The following is an 18,965-nucleotide window of genomic DNA, read 5'->3' as shown; positions in this document are numbered from 1 at the left end:
AATATCTTTATCATGTCTAGTCAAAGCATAATTCAAAGTATATATACTGATGGCGCTTGTACTGGGAATCCTGGCCCTGGTGGTTGGGGTGTTGTAGTTTATTTCCAGGATGGGGGAGTTCACGAAATGGGTGATACAGCCTCCCATACAACAAATAATAAAATGGAGATGCAAGCGGCGATCGCTGCCTTAAAATATTTCCATGCCTCAAAACAATCCCAACCCATCACCCTTTATACCGATAGTGAATATCTCATCAACTGTGTTACCAAATGGGTGAAAAACTGGAAGAAAAAAGGCTGGAAAAAAGCCGATGGTAATCCCGTACAAAATCAAGACCTGTTGGAAATTTTAGATGAATTAAATACCCGTCAAGTTACTTGGCAGCATGTTCGTGGTCATGCAGGTAACGTCGGTAACGAACGCTGTGATGCGATCGCTCGGAGTTTTGCTGCTGGTAAAGTCCCTGCACTCAAAGAATTATCTTCTACCAATGCTCACAAAACTTTACCTAGTTCTCATGAACTAAAGGTAGCGGAAGTTTCTCAATATAAGGCAAACTCGACAATAATTAACAAAGAAAAGTCGGAACCCATTACATCTGCATCAGACATAACAGCTATGGAACCATCCACCGCACAGAATGCGGCCGCAATTGACACAACAACGCCTGGAATCCGGGTTGAACAACTCCGCAACTTAGTTGAAACTCTCCGCATCGCTGATGAAATTGCTGAAAAAGGCTATCTAATTACTAGTTCTGAATTAGCAGACTTAATGGATGTCCACGCCAGCGCCGTCACTAGTCGCGGGGATCAATGGCGCTGGCGGAACTGGATTGTGTCACGAGTCCGCCGTGAAGGTAATCAAATTCTCTGGGAACTGGAACGCGGCGATCGCGTGGGAGGTGAGGAGGAGTAGGGGTAGATGGGGGCAGGGGTGCAAAGGGGCAGGGGTGGGAGGCTTTCAAGGGCAGGTTTTTAAACCTTCGATAAATAGTTGAGAATATTCTCAATTATGAAACGTAGTTTTAACTGTTCAGACAATAATTTTGGTTTTAAAAGCCCAAAAATTTGTCTAATAAAAAAAGCCTGCCCTTGAAAGGGGGTGGGAGGGGGGACAAGGGAGACAAGGAAGGCAAGGAAGACAAGGGAGACAAGGAAGCAATATTTCTACCTTGTCTACTTCCACTCAGCACTCAGCACTCAGCACTCCCCTCTACCTTGTCTACCCCCTCAACCTTGTCTACCTTGTCTAATCAAACTCCCCATTCCCCACTCCCCACTCCCCACTCCCCTCACGCACCATACTTCCGCCCCCGCCATTCTTTAGGGGTGCGGGATGCAGAGAGAAAGATGCGTAAGACAGCGATGGGATCTGCTAAAGGAGACAGCCAAAATAACCAGCCACCTTTAGCCGTTTGGCGATTATAAGATGGTGCGATCGCTAGTAACATAGCAAAGCGAATCAGCAGCAAAAATCCATTCAACCCCAGCAATAAAATCTGCGGCAGCGAGACAGGCACAGGCAGAACAATCAAGTAAGTTAGTAAAATTAGCAAGGGTAAACCCTGAACTGCCGAAAGTAGCCATAAATCTCCCCAAATTTGCCCAGAATTGGATGCGTCTTTCAAATCAAGGCTGCGCCCCCATTCCTTCCAAGTTTCCAGCGCCCCTTCATACATTCGCACCTTCAGCACCTTTGCACCATCTAAAAAGCCTACATTGTACCCCTGTGCCGCAATATACCGTGCCAAAGTCACATCATCACAAAAAGAACTACTAGCACTGCTATAGCCACCCACAGCCGCTAACACAGAACGACGACACAAAAAGCATTGACCATTAGCCATTACCCTTTCTGGTTGTTCAGTTCTAATTCCTGCCGGGTCGAAGCGATACAGCAATGTCATCAATAAAGCTGGTTGCAATAAACACTCACCAGGATACTGAAGAATAAACTGGGGTGATAACGACACCAAATCATAGCCTTGGGCGACGGCGGTTTTGACTAAACCCGCCACCAAACCCGGATGTGGTTGAGTATCCGCATCCATCCCCAAAAACCACTCACTATCCTCAGAACTATGTAAAAAGCCATTATGTAAAGCCCAAGGACGACCCACCCAATTAGTCGGTAGGGGATCATCTGTCATCACACGAAAGCGAGGATCTTTTTGCTGTGCAGCTTTGACTAAATCAGGAGTTCCATCTTGGGAATTACTGTCTACAACAATAATTTCTCGCACTTCATAACTTTGCTGACTCAAGCCCGATAATAAAGGAGAAATCCGACCAGCTTCGTTTAATGTCGGAATAACAACGCTGACATTACCAAAAATGTCTGGTGTAGGCTGTTGGGGTTGAATTGGCGGTAATCTTCCCGGCCCCTTCAAAAGACGCGACAGTAAAATTGCCGTGGCTGGTAGTTGAATAAGTAGTAATATAAGCGGTATAACGCTTTCTACTGTCAAAGCGTTGTTCATAAATCTGTATTAGCTTTATTCAGGCTCATCTGTAACTTCAAACAAGGTAAAGTATAAATTTTATCAATTCACAAAGTGAGAGAATTGTAAAATTTAGTTAAAATAATACACTTTTTTTCTTGCTCTTAACCTTCCGTTTACCTATACATCGCTCCTTTAGGATTATCGTAGAGGCGCTAACCTGGAAAGTTACTGAAAATTAACACCGATGCGCTCACGACTAAATGTAATCAAAAATAACCGATTAGCCTCTTCAACAGCAGTGTTATTACTGACATTAAGTCTAGCTGCTTGTGGCGGACAGCAAGGTTCTGACAGTTCTGCTACCAAAGAAACACCTAGTGGTACGGCTCAAGATGCTACAGCCTCCAGCCCTGCTAAATTGGATCTTGGCGGTAACGTAGAATTAATCGGTGCAGGCGCTTCTTTTCCAGCGCCATTGTATACAACTTGGTTCACTGAATTAAACAAAAAATATCCCAGTTTACAAGTTAACTATCAGTCTGTGGGTAGCGGTGCTGGGGTTGAGCAGTTCATCAAAGGTACTGTTGATTTTGGTGCCAGCGATGTGGCAATGAAAGATGACGAAATTCAGAAAGTGCCTCAAGATAAAGGCGTAATTTTGTTACCAATGACAGCCGGTAGCATTGTTCTTGCTTATAACTTGCCAGATGTTGCTGAACTCAAATTACCACGGGCAGTTTACACCGATATCTTATTAGGCAAAATCAAAACCTGGAACGACCCCAAAATCAAAGCAGCCAACCCAGACGCTAAATTACCAGACCAAGCAATTACAGTTGTACATCGCTCTGATGGTAGCGGGACTACTGGCGTATTTACCAAACACCTCAGCACCATCAGTTCTGAATGGAAAACTAAAATTGGTGATGGCAAAACAGTTAACTGGCCAGTCGGTGTTGGTGGTAAAGGTAATGAAGGTGTAACCGCCCAAATTCAACAAACTCAAGGCTCTATTGGTTACGTTGAGTATGGTTATGCAAAACAAAATCAACTTAAATATGCTGCTTTAGAAAACAAAGGTGGCAAATTTGTTGTACCTACAGAAGAATCAGCAGCCAAAACCTTAGAAGCAGTAACTTTACCTGAAAACTTGCGTGCCTTTATCACCGACCCAGAAGGTGCAGACTCTTATCCCATTGTTACCTACTCTTGGATTATGGCTTACAAGAAATATGCTGATCCTGCTAAAGCTAAAGCAGTCGAAGCTATGATTGAGTATGGTTTAACTGAAGGTCAAAAATTGGCTCCCGAATTGGGTTATGTGCCTTTACCACAAAACGTTGTGCAGAAAGTAGCAACTGCGGCTGACCAAATTAGTCCAGATTACAAAATTGCAGTTAGTGGTAGTAGTACTAGTGCTAGTAAATAGCATTCAAAAATCACTAATACTAGTGAGGCATCGATAGTCAAAAATTGCTTGAATTAATATTAGAATCACAAATTTCTTTTATTAAGAATGACTTGTTGATGTCTCAAGTTCTCAAAGTCATGTCACTAAGCTGGTTTGCTCTCACATTTTTCTCTGATTTCATCTATAAAGTCAGTATTCATGGCTACAAATTCTCAAAATTTGTCATCAGCAATTAAAGAGCGTTCCGAACTCGGTAGGTCTTTAGACCGGAGTTTTATTTTACTGACTAGGGTGTTTGCCCTAGCGGTGGCAGCAACTTTATTATGGATTGCGATACAGGTTGCCATTGGTGCTTGGCCTGCCATTCAAAAGTTTGGTGTTGGCTTTTTAGCACAAAGCACTTGGAACCCCGTGAAGGATGAGTATGGAGTACTACCTCAAGTTTATGGAACTATAGTTAGTTCTTTGATTGGGTTACTCATTGCTGTACCCATTGGTGTTGGGACTGCGGTTTTATTGAGTGAAAATTTTCTGCCCTCCCAAGCTAGAGTTGTGCTGGTGTTCTTGGTAGAACTGCTGGCAGCAATTCCCAGCGTTGTTTATGGAGTCTGGGGAATTTTTGTCTTAATCCCGATTTTAAACAATGTCGGTAAATGGTTGAATGCTTACTTTGGTTGGCTACCACTGTTCAGCACTTCTCCTACAGGGCCAGGGATGTTACCTGCTGGGATCATCTTGGCAATTATGACTTTGCCAATTATCACAGCAATTTCTAGAGATGCTTTGATTTCTGTTCCATCTACTTTACGTCAAGCATCTATAGGCTTGGGCGCAACAAGGTGGGAAACGATTTTTCAAGTTTTGATTCCTGCGGCTTTTTCGGGAATCGTGAGTGCTGTGATGTTAGCACTCGGTCGGGCAATGGGAGAGACAATGGCGGTGACGATGTTGATTGGTAACTCCAACAAAATTAGTGCATCGCTATTCGCACCAGCCAACACAATTTCTTCTTTGTTAGCCAATCAATTTGCAGAAGCCAGTGGTTTGCAAGTTGCAGCTTTAATGTACGCTGCTTTAGTTTTATTTGTCTTAACTTTGATTGTCAATATTTTGGCAGAGTTGATCGTTATTCGAGTCAAGCGAGTGTAGATTAGTTTTGGGTTAATTTTATGACTTCTCATTATCAAGAAAGAAGTTTAACTCGTAGTGCTATGTCTCCTCGGACGCTGTTCAATACAGTGATGACTGGGGTGGCAATTCTCTGCGGAGTTTTGGCATTAGTGCCTTTAATAGCAGTACTTTCTTACGTTTTAATTCGAGGATTTAGTAGTCTCAATCTCAGCATATTTACAGAACTGCCACCCGCGCCTCTTCGTCCAGGTGGTGGTTTTGGGAATGCGATTGTGGGGACTTTGCTGATGGTGGGAATTGCAGCGTTAATCAGCATTCCTTTTGGTGTGATTGCAGCTATCTATCTAACTGAGTTTAGTTCTGGTATAATAGCTAGGTGGGTACGTTTTGCTACGAACGTCTTGAGTGGAGTACCTTCGATTATTGCCGGGGTATTCGCTTATGGAATTGTAGTTTTAACGTTAGTAAGGCTGAATTTAGGCTCATATTCAGCGATTGGCGGAGGATTTGCTTTGGCAATTTTGATGTTGCCAATTATTGTGAAAACAACTGATGAAGCTTTACAGCTAGTATCGCAGGATTTACGACAAGCATCTGTAGGTTTAGGTGCGACTAACTTTCAAACTGTTACACAGGTCGTATTGCCTGCTGCACTACCAGCTATTGTAACTGGATCAACGTTAGCGATCGCCAGGGCTGCTGGTGAAACAGCACCTTTGTTATTTACTGCTTTATTTTCTACCTTCTGGCCAAATAGCTTATTTAAACCCACTGCTTCTTTAGCTGTTTTGGTTTTTAACTTTGCCATTTCTCCGTTTAAAAATTGGCAGTCATTAGCTTGGGCTGCATCTTTAATCTTGGTGCTAATGGTTTTAATTACCAGTATTATTGCTCGCTGGGCAACTCGCCAAAAATCATAGTCCAAAAATGCGGAAGTCGGAAATCAAGAAGCATGTTGATGATTGGTGCTTTATTGATACCAAAAAGCTCCGTCTAGTAACTGAATAGCAAAGTTGCATTGCCATCCCAAAAACTTACATTAGACCTTTTATGGCTACTAACATTAGTACAGCAAATAGCACAGATACCGTATTACGTACAGAAGAATTGAACGTTTATTACGGCAAGTACTTAGCATTAAAGAACATTTGGCTAGATATCCCCAGAAATAAGGTGACAGCCTTTATTGGCCCTTCTGGCTGTGGTAAAAGCACATTACTCAGATGCTATAACCGTCTCAACGACTTAATTGATTCATTTAGAGCCGAAGGAAAGGTTTTTTATTACGGTAAAAACTTATATGCACCTGATATTGACCCCGTAGAAGTGCGTCGCCGCATTGGGATGGTGTTTCAAAGACCAAACCCATTCCCCAAATCAATTTATGACAATATTGCTTTCGGAGCCAAAATTAATGGCTACAAAGGTAATATGGATGAATTAGTCGAACGGAGTTTGCGTCAAGCAGCTTTGTGGGATGAAGTTAAAGATAAACTCCGTCAAAGTGGTTCTTCTTTATCTGGTGGACAACAACAAAGATTGTGTATTGCCAGAGCGATCGCAGTTCAACCAGAAATCATCTTAATGGATGAACCATGCTCGGCGCTTGATCCGATCTCTACATTGCGGGTTGAAGAGCTAATTCATGAACTGAAAGAGCAATATACAATTGTGATTGTTACCCACAATATGCAGCAAGCGGCGCGGGTTTCTGATAAAACAGCCTTTTTCAATGTGCGTCCTACAGAATCAGGCGGACGTATCGGTTATCTCGTAGAATATGACGCGACAGAAGTAATTTTCAATAATCCGAAGCAAGAAGATACCCGCGATTACGTTAGCGGTAGATTTGGTTAATTATTGTCACTCAATTTAATATTTTCCACATCTAGAATTAGGTATGCGGTGCATATCTAATTTTATTTTTTTAGGACTACGCAAAAAACTTCTCAAACTCTCCTTTCTCCGCGTCCTATTTTTGTGTGAGAAGTATGAGCTACTCATACCTTAGCAACCTCCCTTTTTATTTAATTACTTGAAACTCACCATCTTTAGGTGAAACCAAGATAACTAAGCCTTGAATATTTTGCTCGTTAACTAGGCGATCGTGATTCTGATCAAACCTTACTTTGGTTTGAGCACCTTCCACTACAAAATTAGGCTTGCTAAGTTCTTCATATAAACGTTTACGGGTTAAATTATTCCCACTTCTCCGTAATCCTTCCACCAGTGCTTGAGTTGCATCGTATGTCATTGCAGTTGCAAAGTTAATATCTGTATTGTCTGTAATTTCCCAAAGTTCTCGCGATTTCTGCTCAAATATAGACAAATTATTACCATCATTTCTGTGCCAATGAACAGCAATAATTAAATTGCTAAATATATCTTTTCTTTTTGATATACTTTCTAAGTAAGCAGTAGTTCCAGATAAAATAATTACATCTTTGGTACTTGCAAATATTTTATCAATTTCCCGACTTAAAATATCATTACTAATTGGTAAAAAAATCGCATCAGCTTGTTTACTACTAGCTTCTTGTAAACATTGTGTCATGACAATAGGATTATTGATTTGATATTCAGCAAAATCACATTCTTTCACAATGCTTCCCTGTGGAGAAATTGCATTTTTAAATGCTTGCCGAAAAGACTCGCTATAAGGATCGAAATGATTAAAAAATATAGCAACTTTATTACGATTTTGCTGCAAACTATATTTTGCTAAAGCTTTAGCAAAATGTGAATCTACAGGAGATACTCGAAAAACATATTTGTCGATATTGAAAATCTCTGTTTTATTAAAGATGGTACCTCGAAGTGCTGTGCTAGTAGGAGAAATACTAACTAATCTGTTATCACCCAGTTTTGCATCGCCGTAAATTTTTCCTGCTTCCCAGGTCATTAAGCTGTAGTAATGACCGATAACTCCTAAAATGCTTTTATCTTTTACGATTTTTTCGGCAACTTCATGAGTAGTATCTACATTTTGTTCATCATTACAAAGCTGGATTAATAATAATTTGCCATTAATTTTGTTTTGAGGTTGTTTATTAATTTCGTTTTGAACAACAGCAACTCCGCGCAAATAATTCTCTATGCCAACACCATTATTTTGGAGGATTGGAACACATATTGCGACTTTAATAAACTTGCCATTTTTAGCTGCGATCGCATTATTCAAATAAATTCTTACTTCTGGTTTATTTGGGTCATTTTTGAGATAATCAGAAAAGTTTTGAATTGCTAAATCATATTCTCCCTGTTTAAAAGCTGCCGTTCCTTGGTGAAAATTTCTTTGTCCTAAAATAGTTGGTTTAGACTCTGGCTGTAAAAGTGATTTTTCTCCACAGCTAAACAGAGGATCGTCAATACAAAGCGATGTAGGCTTCAAGACAAAATACGCCCAAACAGCCAATCCTAAAATTACACTTCCAAAACCTCCCATCAGTACTTTTGTCCATAATCTTACAGGTTTCAATGATGAATTTTTGGATGGCTGTTGTACAGAAGTTTCCGGTGTTAATAAATTGTGAGGTGGGTTTGATGATGAATTTTGATCTGGTATCTGTACAGGTTTTTCTGATATCAATAATGGCGGAGGTTGAGTATTAAAACTAGTTTCTGGTAGGGGTGTTGGTGCAGATATTTTTTCATTATCTAACGCCATCATAACTTGACGCGCCGACTGGAAACGATAAGTGATTTCCGCCGCCAGCATAGTATCTAAAATGGTAGCTAGTTGGTCACTGACATTAACATATCTTCGCCAACTCCACATATCACCAATTCGCAAGCTCTCTGGAGTTTTTAAGGTGAGCAAACAAACACAAGTTGCAGCGATAGAATATAAATCTGAAGATGGAGAGACAGCTAAACCTGCTCGTTGTTCTGGTGAGGCGTATCCAGGCGTTGATATGGCGATAGATTGTTCGGCGGGTACACCTGCGATCGCTTGTTTTACAGCCCCAAAATCTATAAGATAAGGTACGCCTCTTTGTTCGAGAATTATATTTTCTGGTTTAATATCCCTATGAATTAACATCAGAGGTTGTTGACTATGAATGTAATCTAAAACTGGTAAAATTTGCCGCAAAAAGTTAACAACTTCCTCTTCTGACCATTGTGTGTTTTTTATTTGTCTGAGATTATTACCATGAATATAATCTTGTACTAAATAAAATACTGTTTGTGATGAGTCTAATGATTGCTCAGATTCTTCTAAATTTGGCGCAGAGATTTCAAAAGAATCCCATAATCTAGGAATTTGTGGATGATTTAACTTACGTAAAATTTGTGCTTCTTTTTTAAAAGAATTTTGGATGTATTGTAACTGTGCAGGTGTCCACGGCGCATTAGAAATATTTGTCAATCTTAATTGCTTAATTAAACATTCATGTTCTAAATGAGAATCCCAGGCGCGAAAAGTTCTCCCAAATCCCCCACTACCGATTTGTTCTAAAGCTAAGTAGCGAGTCTTTAAAACAAGTCGCATTCCACAATTACTACAAAATTTCTGTTTACCTTTAGCGGAACGAAATTCATCAGGAATATCATTTTCTGGGGCGCGGCAGTTAGGATTTGTACAGTAAACTTTCATAGATTAGCTTAGAGGTAGAACAAAGTAATAAATTTCCACCTGTGTTGAATGTTAGCAATTTGACAATTTCCAGAACTCACCAGAAAAATCGAAACTACACTAGTTCCTTACTGAGTAAACTATAAAAAACAGACCTAACCCCTAAATTTCAAACATTAGGGATGTGGTACTAGACATTACGGTATAGCTATTATTGCATTTTTGTTTTGAGATGAATACCATTCAAAGCTACTGGGTCTAGCTTTTACTCAATGAAACATCCAACTACATATCAGCTGTTGGTTATTGCATCAACGCAAAAACTAGACCCAGTATAAAATTTTAGACTACTAAATTTTTAATCTTAGCGTCTGTTACCACCACGGTAAGGCACTGCGGCTAGATAATCAATATCAAAGGATGATATTCTTTGAGCATAGTTACCGCTAGGATTGATTGCTGCTGCCAAATCTGCATATTTGCGTGGGTCGCCTTCGGCCAGACGTTTTTCTTGGAACTTGCGGGTATAGAATTTTTCCAAGGTAAAGCGCCAGTCGGTTTGAACTGTACCTGCTTTTTCTTGGAAGTCTTCGCCGTAGCGAGGTGTCACCAAGTTGTGAGGACGGCCTGCCAAGCGTTTGCGTTGGTAGGGGACAGTGTTCTCACCAAAGGCTTGATTGTATTCTTCGCTGTCTAAAATAGCATCAACAAAGCCGCCAAAACCTTTGGTAGCAATGACAATTGACCAAGCGATTTCTTCTTCTTTGTTGTAAGAAGAACGACCTAATAAACGTTTGAGGGTGATGTCAACTAAACGGTAGTTATTGTTGACAGAAACAACCAAACGATAGAAGGCTTCAGATTTTGCTAAACCACGGATAAAGTCACGTACAGAAATCGCGCCAGTTTTCAGCTGAGATTCTAAAGTTACTTGGCGGTTGAACTTAAGAATTTCATGTTCGCTGAAAACTTGGCGGTAAGCTGCCCAAATGATGTTTTGGATATCAGTATAAGAACTGACATCTTCTATGCGATAGATATATGGTGTATTTTCGTTTTGGTCAGCAATACCAAAGCTTTTAACACGGTGGTTTTGACTGCTGGGTTTGTATTCAAGTAATGGCAATGCCATGCTGATTTCTTCCTCTTATTAAAAGATTACACAGAGATTTAGCTGGTGATTAATGAGGAGGTTTGATGACTCAAATCCTCACTCATGCTTTATCTATTGTCCCGCATTCGGTTAGAACCCAGTATGAATTCCTAGCCAATTTAGTACCAACAAGAAAGTTATTCCTGCGGACACTACAAGCAGTACACCTAATAGTGCAGCCCCATCAACATTTTGACTAGGTAGAGATGATAAGGAGCGATAACCGCCACCTTTCACAATACCTGCGCGTTCTCGATAGTCAGCACCATAGCGGGGAGTAAAGCTGAATGGTCGGTCTACAGTCATACGTTTGCGCTGATAAGGTACAGTGTAGTCACCAAAGGCTTCGGTATATTCTTCACTGTCAATCAAAGCATCCACAAATCCATGCCAACCACGAGTAGCAATTTGAATAGACCAAGCTATTTCTTCTTCACGATTGTAAGGAGAGCGACCTAACAACCGTTTTAAACACATTTCTACCAGCCGATAGTTATTATTGGGTGTGACTACTAGCTGATAAAATCGCTCTGATTTAGCCAAACCTCGGATAAAATCTTTAACCGTGATTGACCGATTTTTAAGTTGGGTTTCTAAGGCAATTTGGCGGTTAAATTTCAGAATTTCCTGCTCGTTGAAGACTTGGCGATAAGCTGCCCAAATGAGTCTTTCAATTTCGCTAGGAGAGTTGGCGATTTCTGTACGGTAGATATAAGGTGTATCTTCGTTGGTATCTGCCGCACCAAAACTACTAACTCTTTGATTTTGAGTTGTGGGTTTGTATTCAAGTAAAGGTAATGCCATACTAAAGACCGCCTTAAGAATAAAGTTGGCATCTTATAATTAGTCCGTTTTTACCATTTTGGATTTGAAACCCATGATTGTTCCAATTGGTATGAGTTACTTGCTCTTGATGATTTGGTAACTCGACGGAAAAACATTTAGAAGGTTATGAGTTAGCTTTTGCAGAGCTTATAGCATTTCTTATTCTAGTGAAGTACAAGCAAGAATAATTAACCGCAGATGGACGCAGATAGACGCAGATAAATTTGTACCTCAGCAGACTAGGAAAGGCTATATATCCTTCTTATACTTTTATCAAACCACTGAAAAACAGTCCTTAGCGCACGGGGAAGTTAGCACTGGAACTAATCGACACCGGGATACCTTGGGGTACGGTTTCTCTGGTGGTGTCGGGAATTTTGATGTTAGTGAGGTTAACTGGCGTGTAAGTAACTTGTCTGATGCTGAGGGAGTTAGCCAAAGCCAAGAAGTTTTTGATGTCTCCTTCTTTGTAGCGAGCATCTTCTAGCTTGTCGCGCCAGTAGTTACCGTAGCGGGGGGTAACTAGGTTGAAGGGTCTATCTTTATAGCGGCGGCGTTGGAAAGGAACGATGTTTTCGCCAAAGTTGGTGAGATATTCTTCTGAGTCAATTAAAGCGTCAACAAAACCATCCCAACCAGCTGTTGCTATTTTGATTGACCAAGCAATCTCTTCGTCTTTATTATAAGGCGCACGACCTAAAAAGCGTTTCAGGGCAATTTCTACTAAACGGTAGTTAGAATTTGTCTCGATGACTAAACCCCGAAAGGCTTCAGATTTGGCTAAACCGCGAATAAAGTCACGTACAGTAATGGCGCGATTTTTTACCTGAGACTCTAAATTGCCTTGGCGATGAAATTTTAAAATTTCATGTTCGCTAAATAATTGACGATAAGCTGCCCAAATTAATTCCTGAACATCGCCATCACTAGCACAGTTTTCGATGCGATAAGGTCTGGGGGTATTTTCGTTGGGGATTTCGTAACCTGGGACGCGCTGGTTTTGAGAGCTGGGTTTGTATTCTAGTAAAGGTATTGCCATAGTTTTAGGGTTTGTCCTTTGTCATTTGTTAATACTGACTTTTGACGACTGACTACTCAGGTTGTCTTAGTGCCAGGAAGATAACGGTAAGGTAAGGCAACGGCTGTGGGTTTAACTGTTGGTTGGGGAGTACCACCTTCACGGCTGTTGTCGGGGATATTCATATCTCTAATTTGGGAGACAACGGTCGCGGTTATACGTTGATAATTACGTTCGTTGGTAATTATGTTCCCAGCCATTGCTAAGAAGTTGCTAGGAATTACGCGCCGAATTTCTTCTTTGCTGGCATAACCTGTGGTGCGGGCGCTGTAGAAGGAACGACCACCTAGGTAGTTGAGGGTTTGACGATCGCGCCAGTAACTGTTGTAGCGTGGATTAACTAAGTTAAAGGGTCTGTCTTTGAAGCGACGGCGTTGGTAAGGTACGATATCATCTCCAAAGTTCTGCTGATATTCGTCGCTGTCTAGCAATGCGTCAATAAACCCGTGTAAACCTTTGGTGGCAATGACAATTGACCAGGCAATTTCTTCATCTTTGTTATAGGCAGCCCGCCCCAAAAACCGCTTTAAGGTGATGTCTACTAAGCGGTAGTTGGAGTTAATATCTGCTACTTGGGTGCGGTAAACTTCAGATTTGCCCAAGCCGCGAATGAAATCCCGGATGTTAATTGCCCGATTCCGCAATTGAGATTCTAAGAAGGTTTGGCGATTGCTTTTGATAATGAGTTGTTCGCTGAAAATTTGCCGATAAGCTGCCCAGATAATTGCATCAATATCTTTATCGTCAACCGCAGCAGATAAGCGATAAATAGTTGGGGTATCTTCGTTGGGGACTTCGTAACCTTCTACCCGTTGGTTTTGGGAACTTGGTGAATATTCAAGTAGTGGTATTGACATATTTACTTTTACCTTGTTTTATGGTAAACAAATAGCTTTATTTAAAGATAAGCTAGTTGCACACGAGCGCGGACGGCTTTTTCGGTATCGGTTGTGAGCATTTCGTTGAGTCTGGCGAAAATAGGTTGTTGTAAATCGCTATTTTTTGCCAAGGCTTGTAAACCCACAACGGCAGCATAACGAATTGACCATTCAGAGTCTTGAGAAATAAATATAAGGGTTTCTAAGGCTCTTTTGGGTGCTGTATGGCTTTGGGGCAAATCTAGCTTATGCCAGTGCAAGTTTCCTAAACCTTTGGCAGCAGCGCGGCGGACACTAGGGGCAAAGTCTGTGGCAGCTGCACTAACTAATAACTCTAAAGCACGAGGGTCTGCGATCGCAGCTATTGTGCGAATCGAATAAGCCCGCGCGCCATAGTTATAGTCATCAATTTGAGATATTAGCTGCGGTACTGCCGCTTCTCCCATTTCTGTGAGGGCGGTGGCTGCTACTGCGGCGGCGGCTGGATTGTTATATCCAAACACAGCAATCAAAGTAGGAATTGCAGCTATATCTTTTTTGGCTGCCAAGTTCTGCACTGCTGTCACCATTTTTGCTGGTGTATCTGCTAAGGCGACGGCACGAATTAGTTCTTCAGTCATTGGTCGTTAGTCATTGGTCAATAGTCACTTGTCATCAGCTTTTGACCAAGGACAAATAACAAATGACAAGTGACTATAAAAGTGAATCCATCAAGTTCATTACCCGAATTGCGTCATCAGATACAGCAAGCTCCTCTAACTTGTCTGTTAATTGATGCTCTAGCAATCCTCTGAGGGCAATAAGTTTGAAGCTATTTTCGACCTGAGCTTGAGCGATCGCTTCTGCTGCTGCCAAATACCCAATTGCACCCAAATCCCCTAAGACAACACGGCGTAATTTCAGATCGCCTGTTGCCAACATTTTCACTAACCTTTCTCCGTAGATGGGGTTTTGTGTGAGTTGGTACATGGCTCTGGCGGCGGCACATTGTACTCGTGGTAATGGATGCTCTAGGAAAGGCTCTATGAGTGGAATTGCCTCAGTGGCGTGAATTGCTCCCAAGGCTTCTATGACTGCTTCATAGGGTTGTGTTAGATGAGGGAGTCCCGGTACTTGCACGGCCTCGGCTACACCCCCATCTAACATTTTGATCAGTGCTGATGTGGCAGTGCGATCGCGCAGCATTTCTAAAGACTGAGCAGCAGCTTCGCGCACATAAAAATCAGAACATTCAAGGCATTCAATTAAGCTTGGTACTGCTCTGGCATCACCTAACTTACCTAATGCCCTAGCTGCATTTCGGCGCAGAGGATAACCACCTAGCTCTGTTCTATCAGCTTCATCTTTTAATGCGGCAATCAAACCATCCACAGCATCTGCTCTGTTAACCCGGAACTTGCCCAGCCACCAAGCTGCATAATAGCGGAGACTCAAATCTGGTGATTGCAGGTTAGCGATCGCTATATCTGGTGTGAGCTGAGGCCCGTTCTCTGGGGCAAATTGCTCCCCACTGGGTTCTATCATTGCCAGGGGATTATTCCTCGTCAGCAGTTAATGGCTCAATCTTGACGATTTTGCCACCCAGACGGGTAATTCTTTGGTATTCTTCATTCATCCGGCTGTATGGCACGGTAATAAATACGCTACCGCTATTGCGAATGTTGTATTTATTCTTGTCAGTTTCGGAGTTTTGCCGCAAGCCTACAACTTCATAGCGAAACACACGACTAGCAGATGAAGAAACGCTACTAGCACCCAATGTGGTTTGACCGAACATTACTTCTCTATCTCCTGTTTGGTTTACAATCCCTGTAGCAGCAACTTAAGCTGGTGTAACGCTGGCTATTTTGCCGCCTTGCTTATGGATTTGCTGGATTTTCTCAGAAAGCCGTTCGTAAGGTACGATGAAAGCTGTGCTGCTTCTTCTTACGCTCGGATAGCCGGGATTGCGAAGTCCTGTAACTTCAATGCGGTAAACACGATCAGCTTGTCCGACAGCGTTGCCTAAGTTCCGCTTCGGCGCTAAATCTGCTGTTGCACGGAAACTCCAGTTACTATTGCTGCCGGAGGGGCCAATAATTGAAGATGATTGATTGCTCGCTAATTCCCGTGCTAACCGTGACTTCTTACCTTCTACTTGGGCGCGATCGCTATTTGCATAGCCTCTGTATAACCGGAAAATCCGGTTAAAACCTACTGTCTTCTGCCCAGGCTGAGTTTCAAAACCACGATAGTAAGGCACGATGTTATCGCCGAAGTTGTTTTGATACTCTACAGAATCAATGTAAGAGTCAATTTCTGCGTCGTAACCTTTGTTTTGGTACAAGTCGAGGTGATGAACAACTTCTGACTCGTCGTAAGGAGCGCGACCCAACAAATGCTTATAGTTGAGTTCGATCAAACGAGTTTGGAAACTGCTATAGAAAAACTTGGTTTTGTAGAGTTCTGATTTGGCAACGCTACGCACAAACTCCCGCACTGTCAGGTTTCCATCCCGCAGGAGTGATTCTGCGCTTACCAGACGTTCTGATGCCATGATGTAATCATTACCCAAGACTTGCCGATACACGGCATGAATCACGGCTTCGACTTCTGCTTTGCTGGCGTTGGGGCGCAGTTCAACTCGACGTGCTTCGCTGTATGGCTCTGTCCCTAGCCTAGATGCTGCTGCTGTAATTGCCATCTTTTATCCCCTTATTGATGTTCGGCGGTTTGCGCCGACTGCTTGCTCTAAAAAGCTTTTTGAATAAGAATTCAGGAGTCAGAAGTCAGAATAACTAGATTTAACCAACGCTGAATTCTGGATTCTGCATTCTTCTTTTCATCCCTACATAAAACTATGCCCGGAGCTTGATCCAACTGCTAGGTGATTACCATCCAGCACTTGTATCCCTCTCCGGGCAGAAAACTATCTAGCTGAGAGCGTTGATAGTATAGTCGATGTAGGTGTTAGCTTCGTTAGCAGCTTGACCAGACAAACCATGATTAGCTTTGATGTATTTCAGAGCTTCTACGTACCAGCTAGGAGACAACTCGAAGGAGCTGTTGATTTCAGCCAAACCAGCAATCAGGTATTCATCCAATGGGCCAGTACCACCAGCAACCAAGCTGTAGGTAATGATGCGGAGGTAGTGACCAACGTCACGAGCGCACTTGGATTTACCACGGCTATCAGCAGCAAAGTTAGGGCCAGGAGTGTTGGTGGTGTAGGGGAATTTTTGGTAAACAGCTTGGGTTGCACCATCGATCAAGCGTTGAGCGTTGGAGGTCAAACCACGAGCAGCTTCTAAGCTTGCAGCAGCACGTACATAACGACCGTTAACAGCTTGTAATTCAGTGTTGCCCAAAAAGCGTCCTTGGGTATCAGCAGCTGCGATAGCTTCGGTAATTGGTGTTTTAACCATCTTTTCAAATCTCCTTGGTATTTTTTAGTCTTTTTACCTGGTTGCCTAAATACTTGCGTATTGAGACTCTAGACTGCTATTAAGCAACAGCAGCAGCAGCGCGATCAAAGTAGCCAGCTACTTCGGAGATCAATGCACTGCAATCACCTTTGGTGATACCGTTGGGATCGTTAGCAATCCCAATAGCTGCATCTTTCATTTTTTGAACGCCAACAGCTACGGAAGAACCAGGAGTACCTAGGGCGCTGTAGGTTTCACGCAAGCCATTCAAGCAGCGATCATCCAGGACACTTGCATCACCAGCCAAAATAGCGTAGGTTACATAGCGCAAAATAATTTCCATGTCGCGCAAGCAAGCAGCCATGCGGCGGTTTGTATAAGCATTACCACCAGGAGCGATCAATTGGGGTTGTTCTTCAAACAAAGAACGAGCAGCGTTGGTAACGATAGAGGAAGCATTGCTGGTGATGCGGTTAACAACATCTAGGCGCTTGCTACCATCTTTAACAACAGCAGCTAGAGCATCCAATTGCTCGTTGCTCAAGAACTCGCCTCTAGAATCGGCTTGAGAAGTTACCTTGGTGAATACATCTAATGTCATGGACTCTAATCTCCTAATTCCTTAGTTGAGAGATGTCTCGATTAAAACTGGTAATGTTTTATCAATTTGGGATGGCATCTAACAGACCAAGTAACCATTTCTCGTTTTGCTGCTTCTCAAGTCCGCCTGTTGCTTCATGAGGAAAATTATGAGAACTAGGGTTTGTTTTATGAGAAACCAGCAAACTTTACGAATTGATTGCCTTGTTTATGTTCTGTCTGTTATTTACCCCTCCAGCTTATGTTTATACAACGCTATAGATCCTTTATTTGTTACAAATTGTGAATAAATAAGTTGCAGTCATAAGAACCACCTCAAATCCTTTACATACAAGGGCTGTAACTGAGAATATGCGCTTTTTTTTGTTACACAACTTTACATTTGATAATTTTTTCCGAAAATATTGCGTGTTTAATATTTTCTTAAGCTTCTTGGAACCCTTACAGAGCAAGATATTGCTGTTTTACACCAGTTTTTGCATCCGGAAGGTTATTGTGAAGAAACATAAAATAAATATTTCGCAACATTTTCGTGAGTGCTGGGTTTAGGGTCAAGAGACGGTTCTCATCGGTCATAGGTCATGGCTAATTTGTTTGTTTTCCCTGACTCCAAGGCTAAAGCTACGCGCGATCGCACCACAGAATCGGTTTCTTGCGCGATCGCAGTTTGTAAAGCCGCCTTTGCTGTTGGTGTGGCTAATTCTTGTAAAGACACCGCCGCAGCATAACGCAGTCCCCAATCTTCAGGAGAAACCAAAGCCCAAATCAACTTTTCTTGTACACAACCAATCACTCCTGCATCTTGAGAATTGCTGGCAATTTTTCCTAAACCCCGTGCTGCAATTCGTCGCACATTACCTTGGCAATGATTTGCTACAGTTGTCCCCAAAACTTCCGCTAACAAATCCATCGCTTCATCTGAACCAATTTGAGCTAAGACTTGAATAATATAAGCTTGTAATCCCTGATCACGAGAAGTTTCATAAGCAGTAATTAAGGGTTTTACTGTGACATTTCCCAACTTAACTAAGGCCTCTACTGCTGCATTTTTCACCCTTGGGTGATGATGACTTAAAGCTGTAATTACAGCATTGATAGAGTCGATTTCTGGAGTATCACTCACAGCTATAGCCCTAATTGCTGTAATTACTTCTTCTGGTGTTGCAGCTTGATTAATTTGGGAAATTAATTGCTCATTCATGGTTCTGCTCACTGATAAAAAATTGCATGGCAAAATAAAGTAAAAAGGTAAAAGTAAAAAAGAGCAAACGAATCAGGTTAGAAAAACGCTCAGGGTCAACTAGTGAGGCAAATCAGATTTGCCACTAATTGTAGACCAATGAATTTTCAACATGGCAGGACTTACGTAAGTGTCACAATTGGTGGTTGGTGCGTGACGCTATAAATCTGATGACTACGTTCAAATCTTCTCGTTGCGTCACACACCCTACGTCAGCCCT

18 protein-coding genes are annotated in these 18,965 nt (G+C 42.0%); 5 read left to right on the top strand and 13 right to left on the bottom strand.

From position 1 onward, the window contains the following. The first annotated feature begins 12 nt into the window (after window positions 1-12). Window positions 13-921 carry a ribonuclease HI gene (gene rnhA / locus H6G79_RS03955; protein ID WP_190589752.1) on the top strand — a complete coding sequence of 303 codons (909 nt, stop codon included), beginning with the start codon at window positions 13-15 and terminating at the stop codon, window positions 919-921. A gap of 376 nt (window positions 922-1,297) precedes the next feature. On the opposite strand, the gene cruG is transcribed toward rnhA, so the two are convergent. Then, a complete protein-coding gene (gene cruG / locus H6G79_RS03950) occupies window positions 1,298-2,485 on the bottom strand; it encodes a 2'-O-glycosyltransferase CruG (RefSeq protein WP_190589753.1) in 1,188 nt (395 codons plus the stop codon). A gap of 208 nt (window positions 2,486-2,693) precedes the next feature. Between cruG and pstS the strand changes: the two genes are divergently transcribed. The 4 genes from pstS (at window position 2,694) to pstB (ending at window position 6,848) form a co-directional block, all read left to right on the top strand. Further along, window positions 2,694-3,878 (top strand): phosphate ABC transporter substrate-binding protein PstS, encoded by a 1,185-nt coding sequence (gene pstS / locus H6G79_RS03945; RefSeq protein ID WP_190589754.1) that lies wholly within the window; start codon window positions 2,694-2,696, stop codon window positions 3,876-3,878. A gap of 180 nt (window positions 3,879-4,058) precedes the next feature. Continuing rightward, entirely contained in the window at window positions 4,059-5,009 is a 951-nt protein-coding gene (pstC, locus tag H6G79_RS03940) for a phosphate ABC transporter permease subunit PstC (RefSeq protein WP_190589755.1), read from the top strand. A gap of 20 nt (window positions 5,010-5,029) precedes the next feature. Continuing rightward, on the top strand, window positions 5,030-5,911 hold the full coding sequence (gene pstA, locus H6G79_RS03935; RefSeq protein ID WP_190589756.1) for a phosphate ABC transporter permease PstA: 882 nt from the start codon (window positions 5,030-5,032) through the stop codon (window positions 5,909-5,911). A gap of 130 nt (window positions 5,912-6,041) precedes the next feature. Beyond that, entirely contained in the window at window positions 6,042-6,848 is an 807-nt protein-coding gene (gene pstB / locus H6G79_RS03930) for a phosphate ABC transporter ATP-binding protein PstB (RefSeq protein WP_190589757.1), read from the top strand. 166 nt (window positions 6,849-7,014) lie between these two features. On the opposite strand, the gene H6G79_RS03925 is transcribed toward pstB, so the two are convergent. From H6G79_RS03925 to H6G79_RS03870, 12 genes are all read right to left on the bottom strand, one after another. Next, entirely contained in the window at window positions 7,015-9,588 is a 2,574-nt protein-coding gene (locus H6G79_RS03925) for a bifunctional serine/threonine-protein kinase/ABC transporter substrate-binding protein (protein ID WP_190589758.1), read from the bottom strand. A gap of 343 nt (window positions 9,589-9,931) precedes the next feature. Continuing rightward, the gene (locus tag H6G79_RS03920; protein WP_190589759.1) at window positions 9,932-10,699 is read right to left on the bottom strand and encodes a phycobilisome rod-core linker polypeptide; all 768 of its coding nucleotides are present in this window, start codon (window positions 10,697-10,699) and stop codon (window positions 9,932-9,934) included. 111 nt (window positions 10,700-10,810) lie between these two features. Further along, window positions 10,811-11,524 (bottom strand): phycobilisome rod-core linker polypeptide, encoded by a 714-nt coding sequence (locus H6G79_RS03915; protein ID WP_190589760.1) that lies wholly within the window; start codon window positions 11,522-11,524, stop codon window positions 10,811-10,813. Between the two features lie 316 nt (window positions 11,525-11,840). After that, window positions 11,841-12,584: a phycobilisome rod-core linker polypeptide gene (locus tag H6G79_RS03910; RefSeq protein ID WP_190589761.1), complete on the bottom strand. Its 744-nt coding sequence runs from the start codon at window positions 12,582-12,584 to the stop codon at window positions 11,841-11,843. Window positions 12,585-12,640: 56 nt separating this feature from the next. Continuing rightward, window positions 12,641-13,480 carry a phycobilisome rod-core linker polypeptide gene (locus H6G79_RS03905; RefSeq protein ID WP_190589762.1) on the bottom strand — a complete coding sequence of 280 codons (840 nt, stop codon included), beginning with the start codon at window positions 13,478-13,480 and terminating at the stop codon, window positions 12,641-12,643. Window positions 13,481-13,521: 41 nt separating this feature from the next. Continuing rightward, window positions 13,522-14,121 (bottom strand): HEAT repeat domain-containing protein, encoded by a 600-nt coding sequence (locus tag H6G79_RS03900; RefSeq protein ID WP_190589763.1) that lies wholly within the window; start codon window positions 14,119-14,121, stop codon window positions 13,522-13,524. Between the two features lie 73 nt (window positions 14,122-14,194). Next, complete coding sequence (locus tag H6G79_RS03895; protein WP_190589764.1) at window positions 14,195-15,025, bottom strand: HEAT repeat domain-containing protein; 831 nt, start codon at window positions 15,023-15,025, stop codon at window positions 14,195-14,197. A 10-nt stretch (window positions 15,026-15,035) separates the two neighbouring features. Beyond that, the gene (locus tag H6G79_RS03890; RefSeq protein WP_062292420.1) at window positions 15,036-15,278 is read right to left on the bottom strand and encodes a phycobilisome linker polypeptide; all 243 of its coding nucleotides are present in this window, start codon (window positions 15,276-15,278) and stop codon (window positions 15,036-15,038) included. A 45-nt stretch (window positions 15,279-15,323) separates the two neighbouring features. Beyond that, complete coding sequence (locus tag H6G79_RS03885; RefSeq protein WP_190589765.1) at window positions 15,324-16,184, bottom strand: phycobilisome linker polypeptide; 861 nt, start codon at window positions 16,182-16,184, stop codon at window positions 15,324-15,326. A 229-nt stretch (window positions 16,185-16,413) separates the two neighbouring features. Next, window positions 16,414-16,905 (bottom strand): phycocyanin subunit alpha, encoded by a 492-nt coding sequence (gene cpcA / locus H6G79_RS03880; protein ID WP_190589766.1) that lies wholly within the window; start codon window positions 16,903-16,905, stop codon window positions 16,414-16,416. 79 nt (window positions 16,906-16,984) lie between these two features. Further along, window positions 16,985-17,506 carry a phycocyanin subunit beta gene (locus H6G79_RS03875; RefSeq protein ID WP_190589767.1) on the bottom strand — a complete coding sequence of 174 codons (522 nt, stop codon included), beginning with the start codon at window positions 17,504-17,506 and terminating at the stop codon, window positions 16,985-16,987. A gap of 564 nt (window positions 17,507-18,070) precedes the next feature. Next, window positions 18,071-18,706: a HEAT repeat domain-containing protein gene (locus H6G79_RS03870; RefSeq protein WP_190589768.1), complete on the bottom strand. Its 636-nt coding sequence runs from the start codon at window positions 18,704-18,706 to the stop codon at window positions 18,071-18,073. Between the last annotated feature and the right edge of the window lie 259 nt (window positions 18,707-18,965).

This window comes from Anabaena sp. FACHB-83, assembly GCF_014697485.1.
Taxonomy (GTDB): Bacteria; Cyanobacteriota; Cyanobacteriia; order Cyanobacteriales; family Nostocaceae; genus Nostoc_B.
Note: the sequence above shows the minus strand (reverse complement) of the source record. Positions and strands in the feature narration are given on the sequence as shown.

Bases quoted from the DNA above. Each gene is read 5' to 3' on its own strand.
- pstA (WP_190589756.1), top strand. From the start codon at position 5,030: ATGACTTCTCATTATCAAGAAAGAAGTTTAACTCGTAGTGCTATGTCT.
- rnhA (WP_190589752.1), top strand. From the start codon at position 13: ATGTCTAGTCAAAGCATAATTCAAAGTATATATACTGATGGCGCTTGT.
- H6G79_RS03910 (WP_190589761.1), bottom strand. From the start codon at position 12,584: ATGGCAATACCTTTACTAGAATACAAACCCAGCTCTCAAAACCAGCGC.
- H6G79_RS03900 (WP_190589763.1), bottom strand. From the start codon at position 14,121: ATGACTGAAGAACTAATTCGTGCCGTCGCCTTAGCAGATACACCAGCA.
- H6G79_RS03915 (WP_190589760.1), bottom strand. From the start codon at position 11,524: ATGGCATTACCTTTACTTGAATACAAACCCACAACTCAAAATCAAAGA.
- pstC (WP_190589755.1), top strand. From the start codon at position 4,059: ATGGCTACAAATTCTCAAAATTTGTCATCAGCAATTAAAGAGCGTTCC.
- pstB (WP_190589757.1), top strand. From the start codon at position 6,042: ATGGCTACTAACATTAGTACAGCAAATAGCACAGATACCGTATTACGT.
- H6G79_RS03890 (WP_062292420.1), bottom strand. From the start codon at position 15,278: ATGTTCGGTCAAACCACATTGGGTGCTAGTAGCGTTTCTTCATCTGCT.
- H6G79_RS03870 (WP_190589768.1), bottom strand. From the start codon at position 18,706: ATGAATGAGCAATTAATTTCCCAAATTAATCAAGCTGCAACACCAGAA.
- cruG (WP_190589753.1), bottom strand. From the start codon at position 2,485: ATGAACAACGCTTTGACAGTAGAAAGCGTTATACCGCTTATATTACTA.
- H6G79_RS03920 (WP_190589759.1), bottom strand. From the start codon at position 10,699: ATGGCATTGCCATTACTTGAATACAAACCCAGCAGTCAAAACCACCGT.
- H6G79_RS03895 (WP_190589764.1), bottom strand. From the start codon at position 15,025: ATGATAGAACCCAGTGGGGAGCAATTTGCCCCAGAGAACGGGCCTCAG.
- pstS (WP_190589754.1), top strand. From the start codon at position 2,694: ATGCGCTCACGACTAAATGTAATCAAAAATAACCGATTAGCCTCTTCA.
- H6G79_RS03885 (WP_190589765.1), bottom strand. From the start codon at position 16,184: ATGGCAATTACAGCAGCAGCATCTAGGCTAGGGACAGAGCCATACAGC.
- H6G79_RS03925 (WP_190589758.1), bottom strand. From the start codon at position 9,588: ATGAAAGTTTACTGTACAAATCCTAACTGCCGCGCCCCAGAAAATGAT.
- H6G79_RS03875 (WP_190589767.1), bottom strand. From the start codon at position 17,506: ATGACATTAGATGTATTCACCAAGGTAACTTCTCAAGCCGATTCTAGA.
- cpcA (WP_190589766.1), bottom strand. From the start codon at position 16,905: ATGGTTAAAACACCAATTACCGAAGCTATCGCAGCTGCTGATACCCAA.
- H6G79_RS03905 (WP_190589762.1), bottom strand. From the start codon at position 13,480: ATGTCAATACCACTACTTGAATATTCACCAAGTTCCCAAAACCAACGG.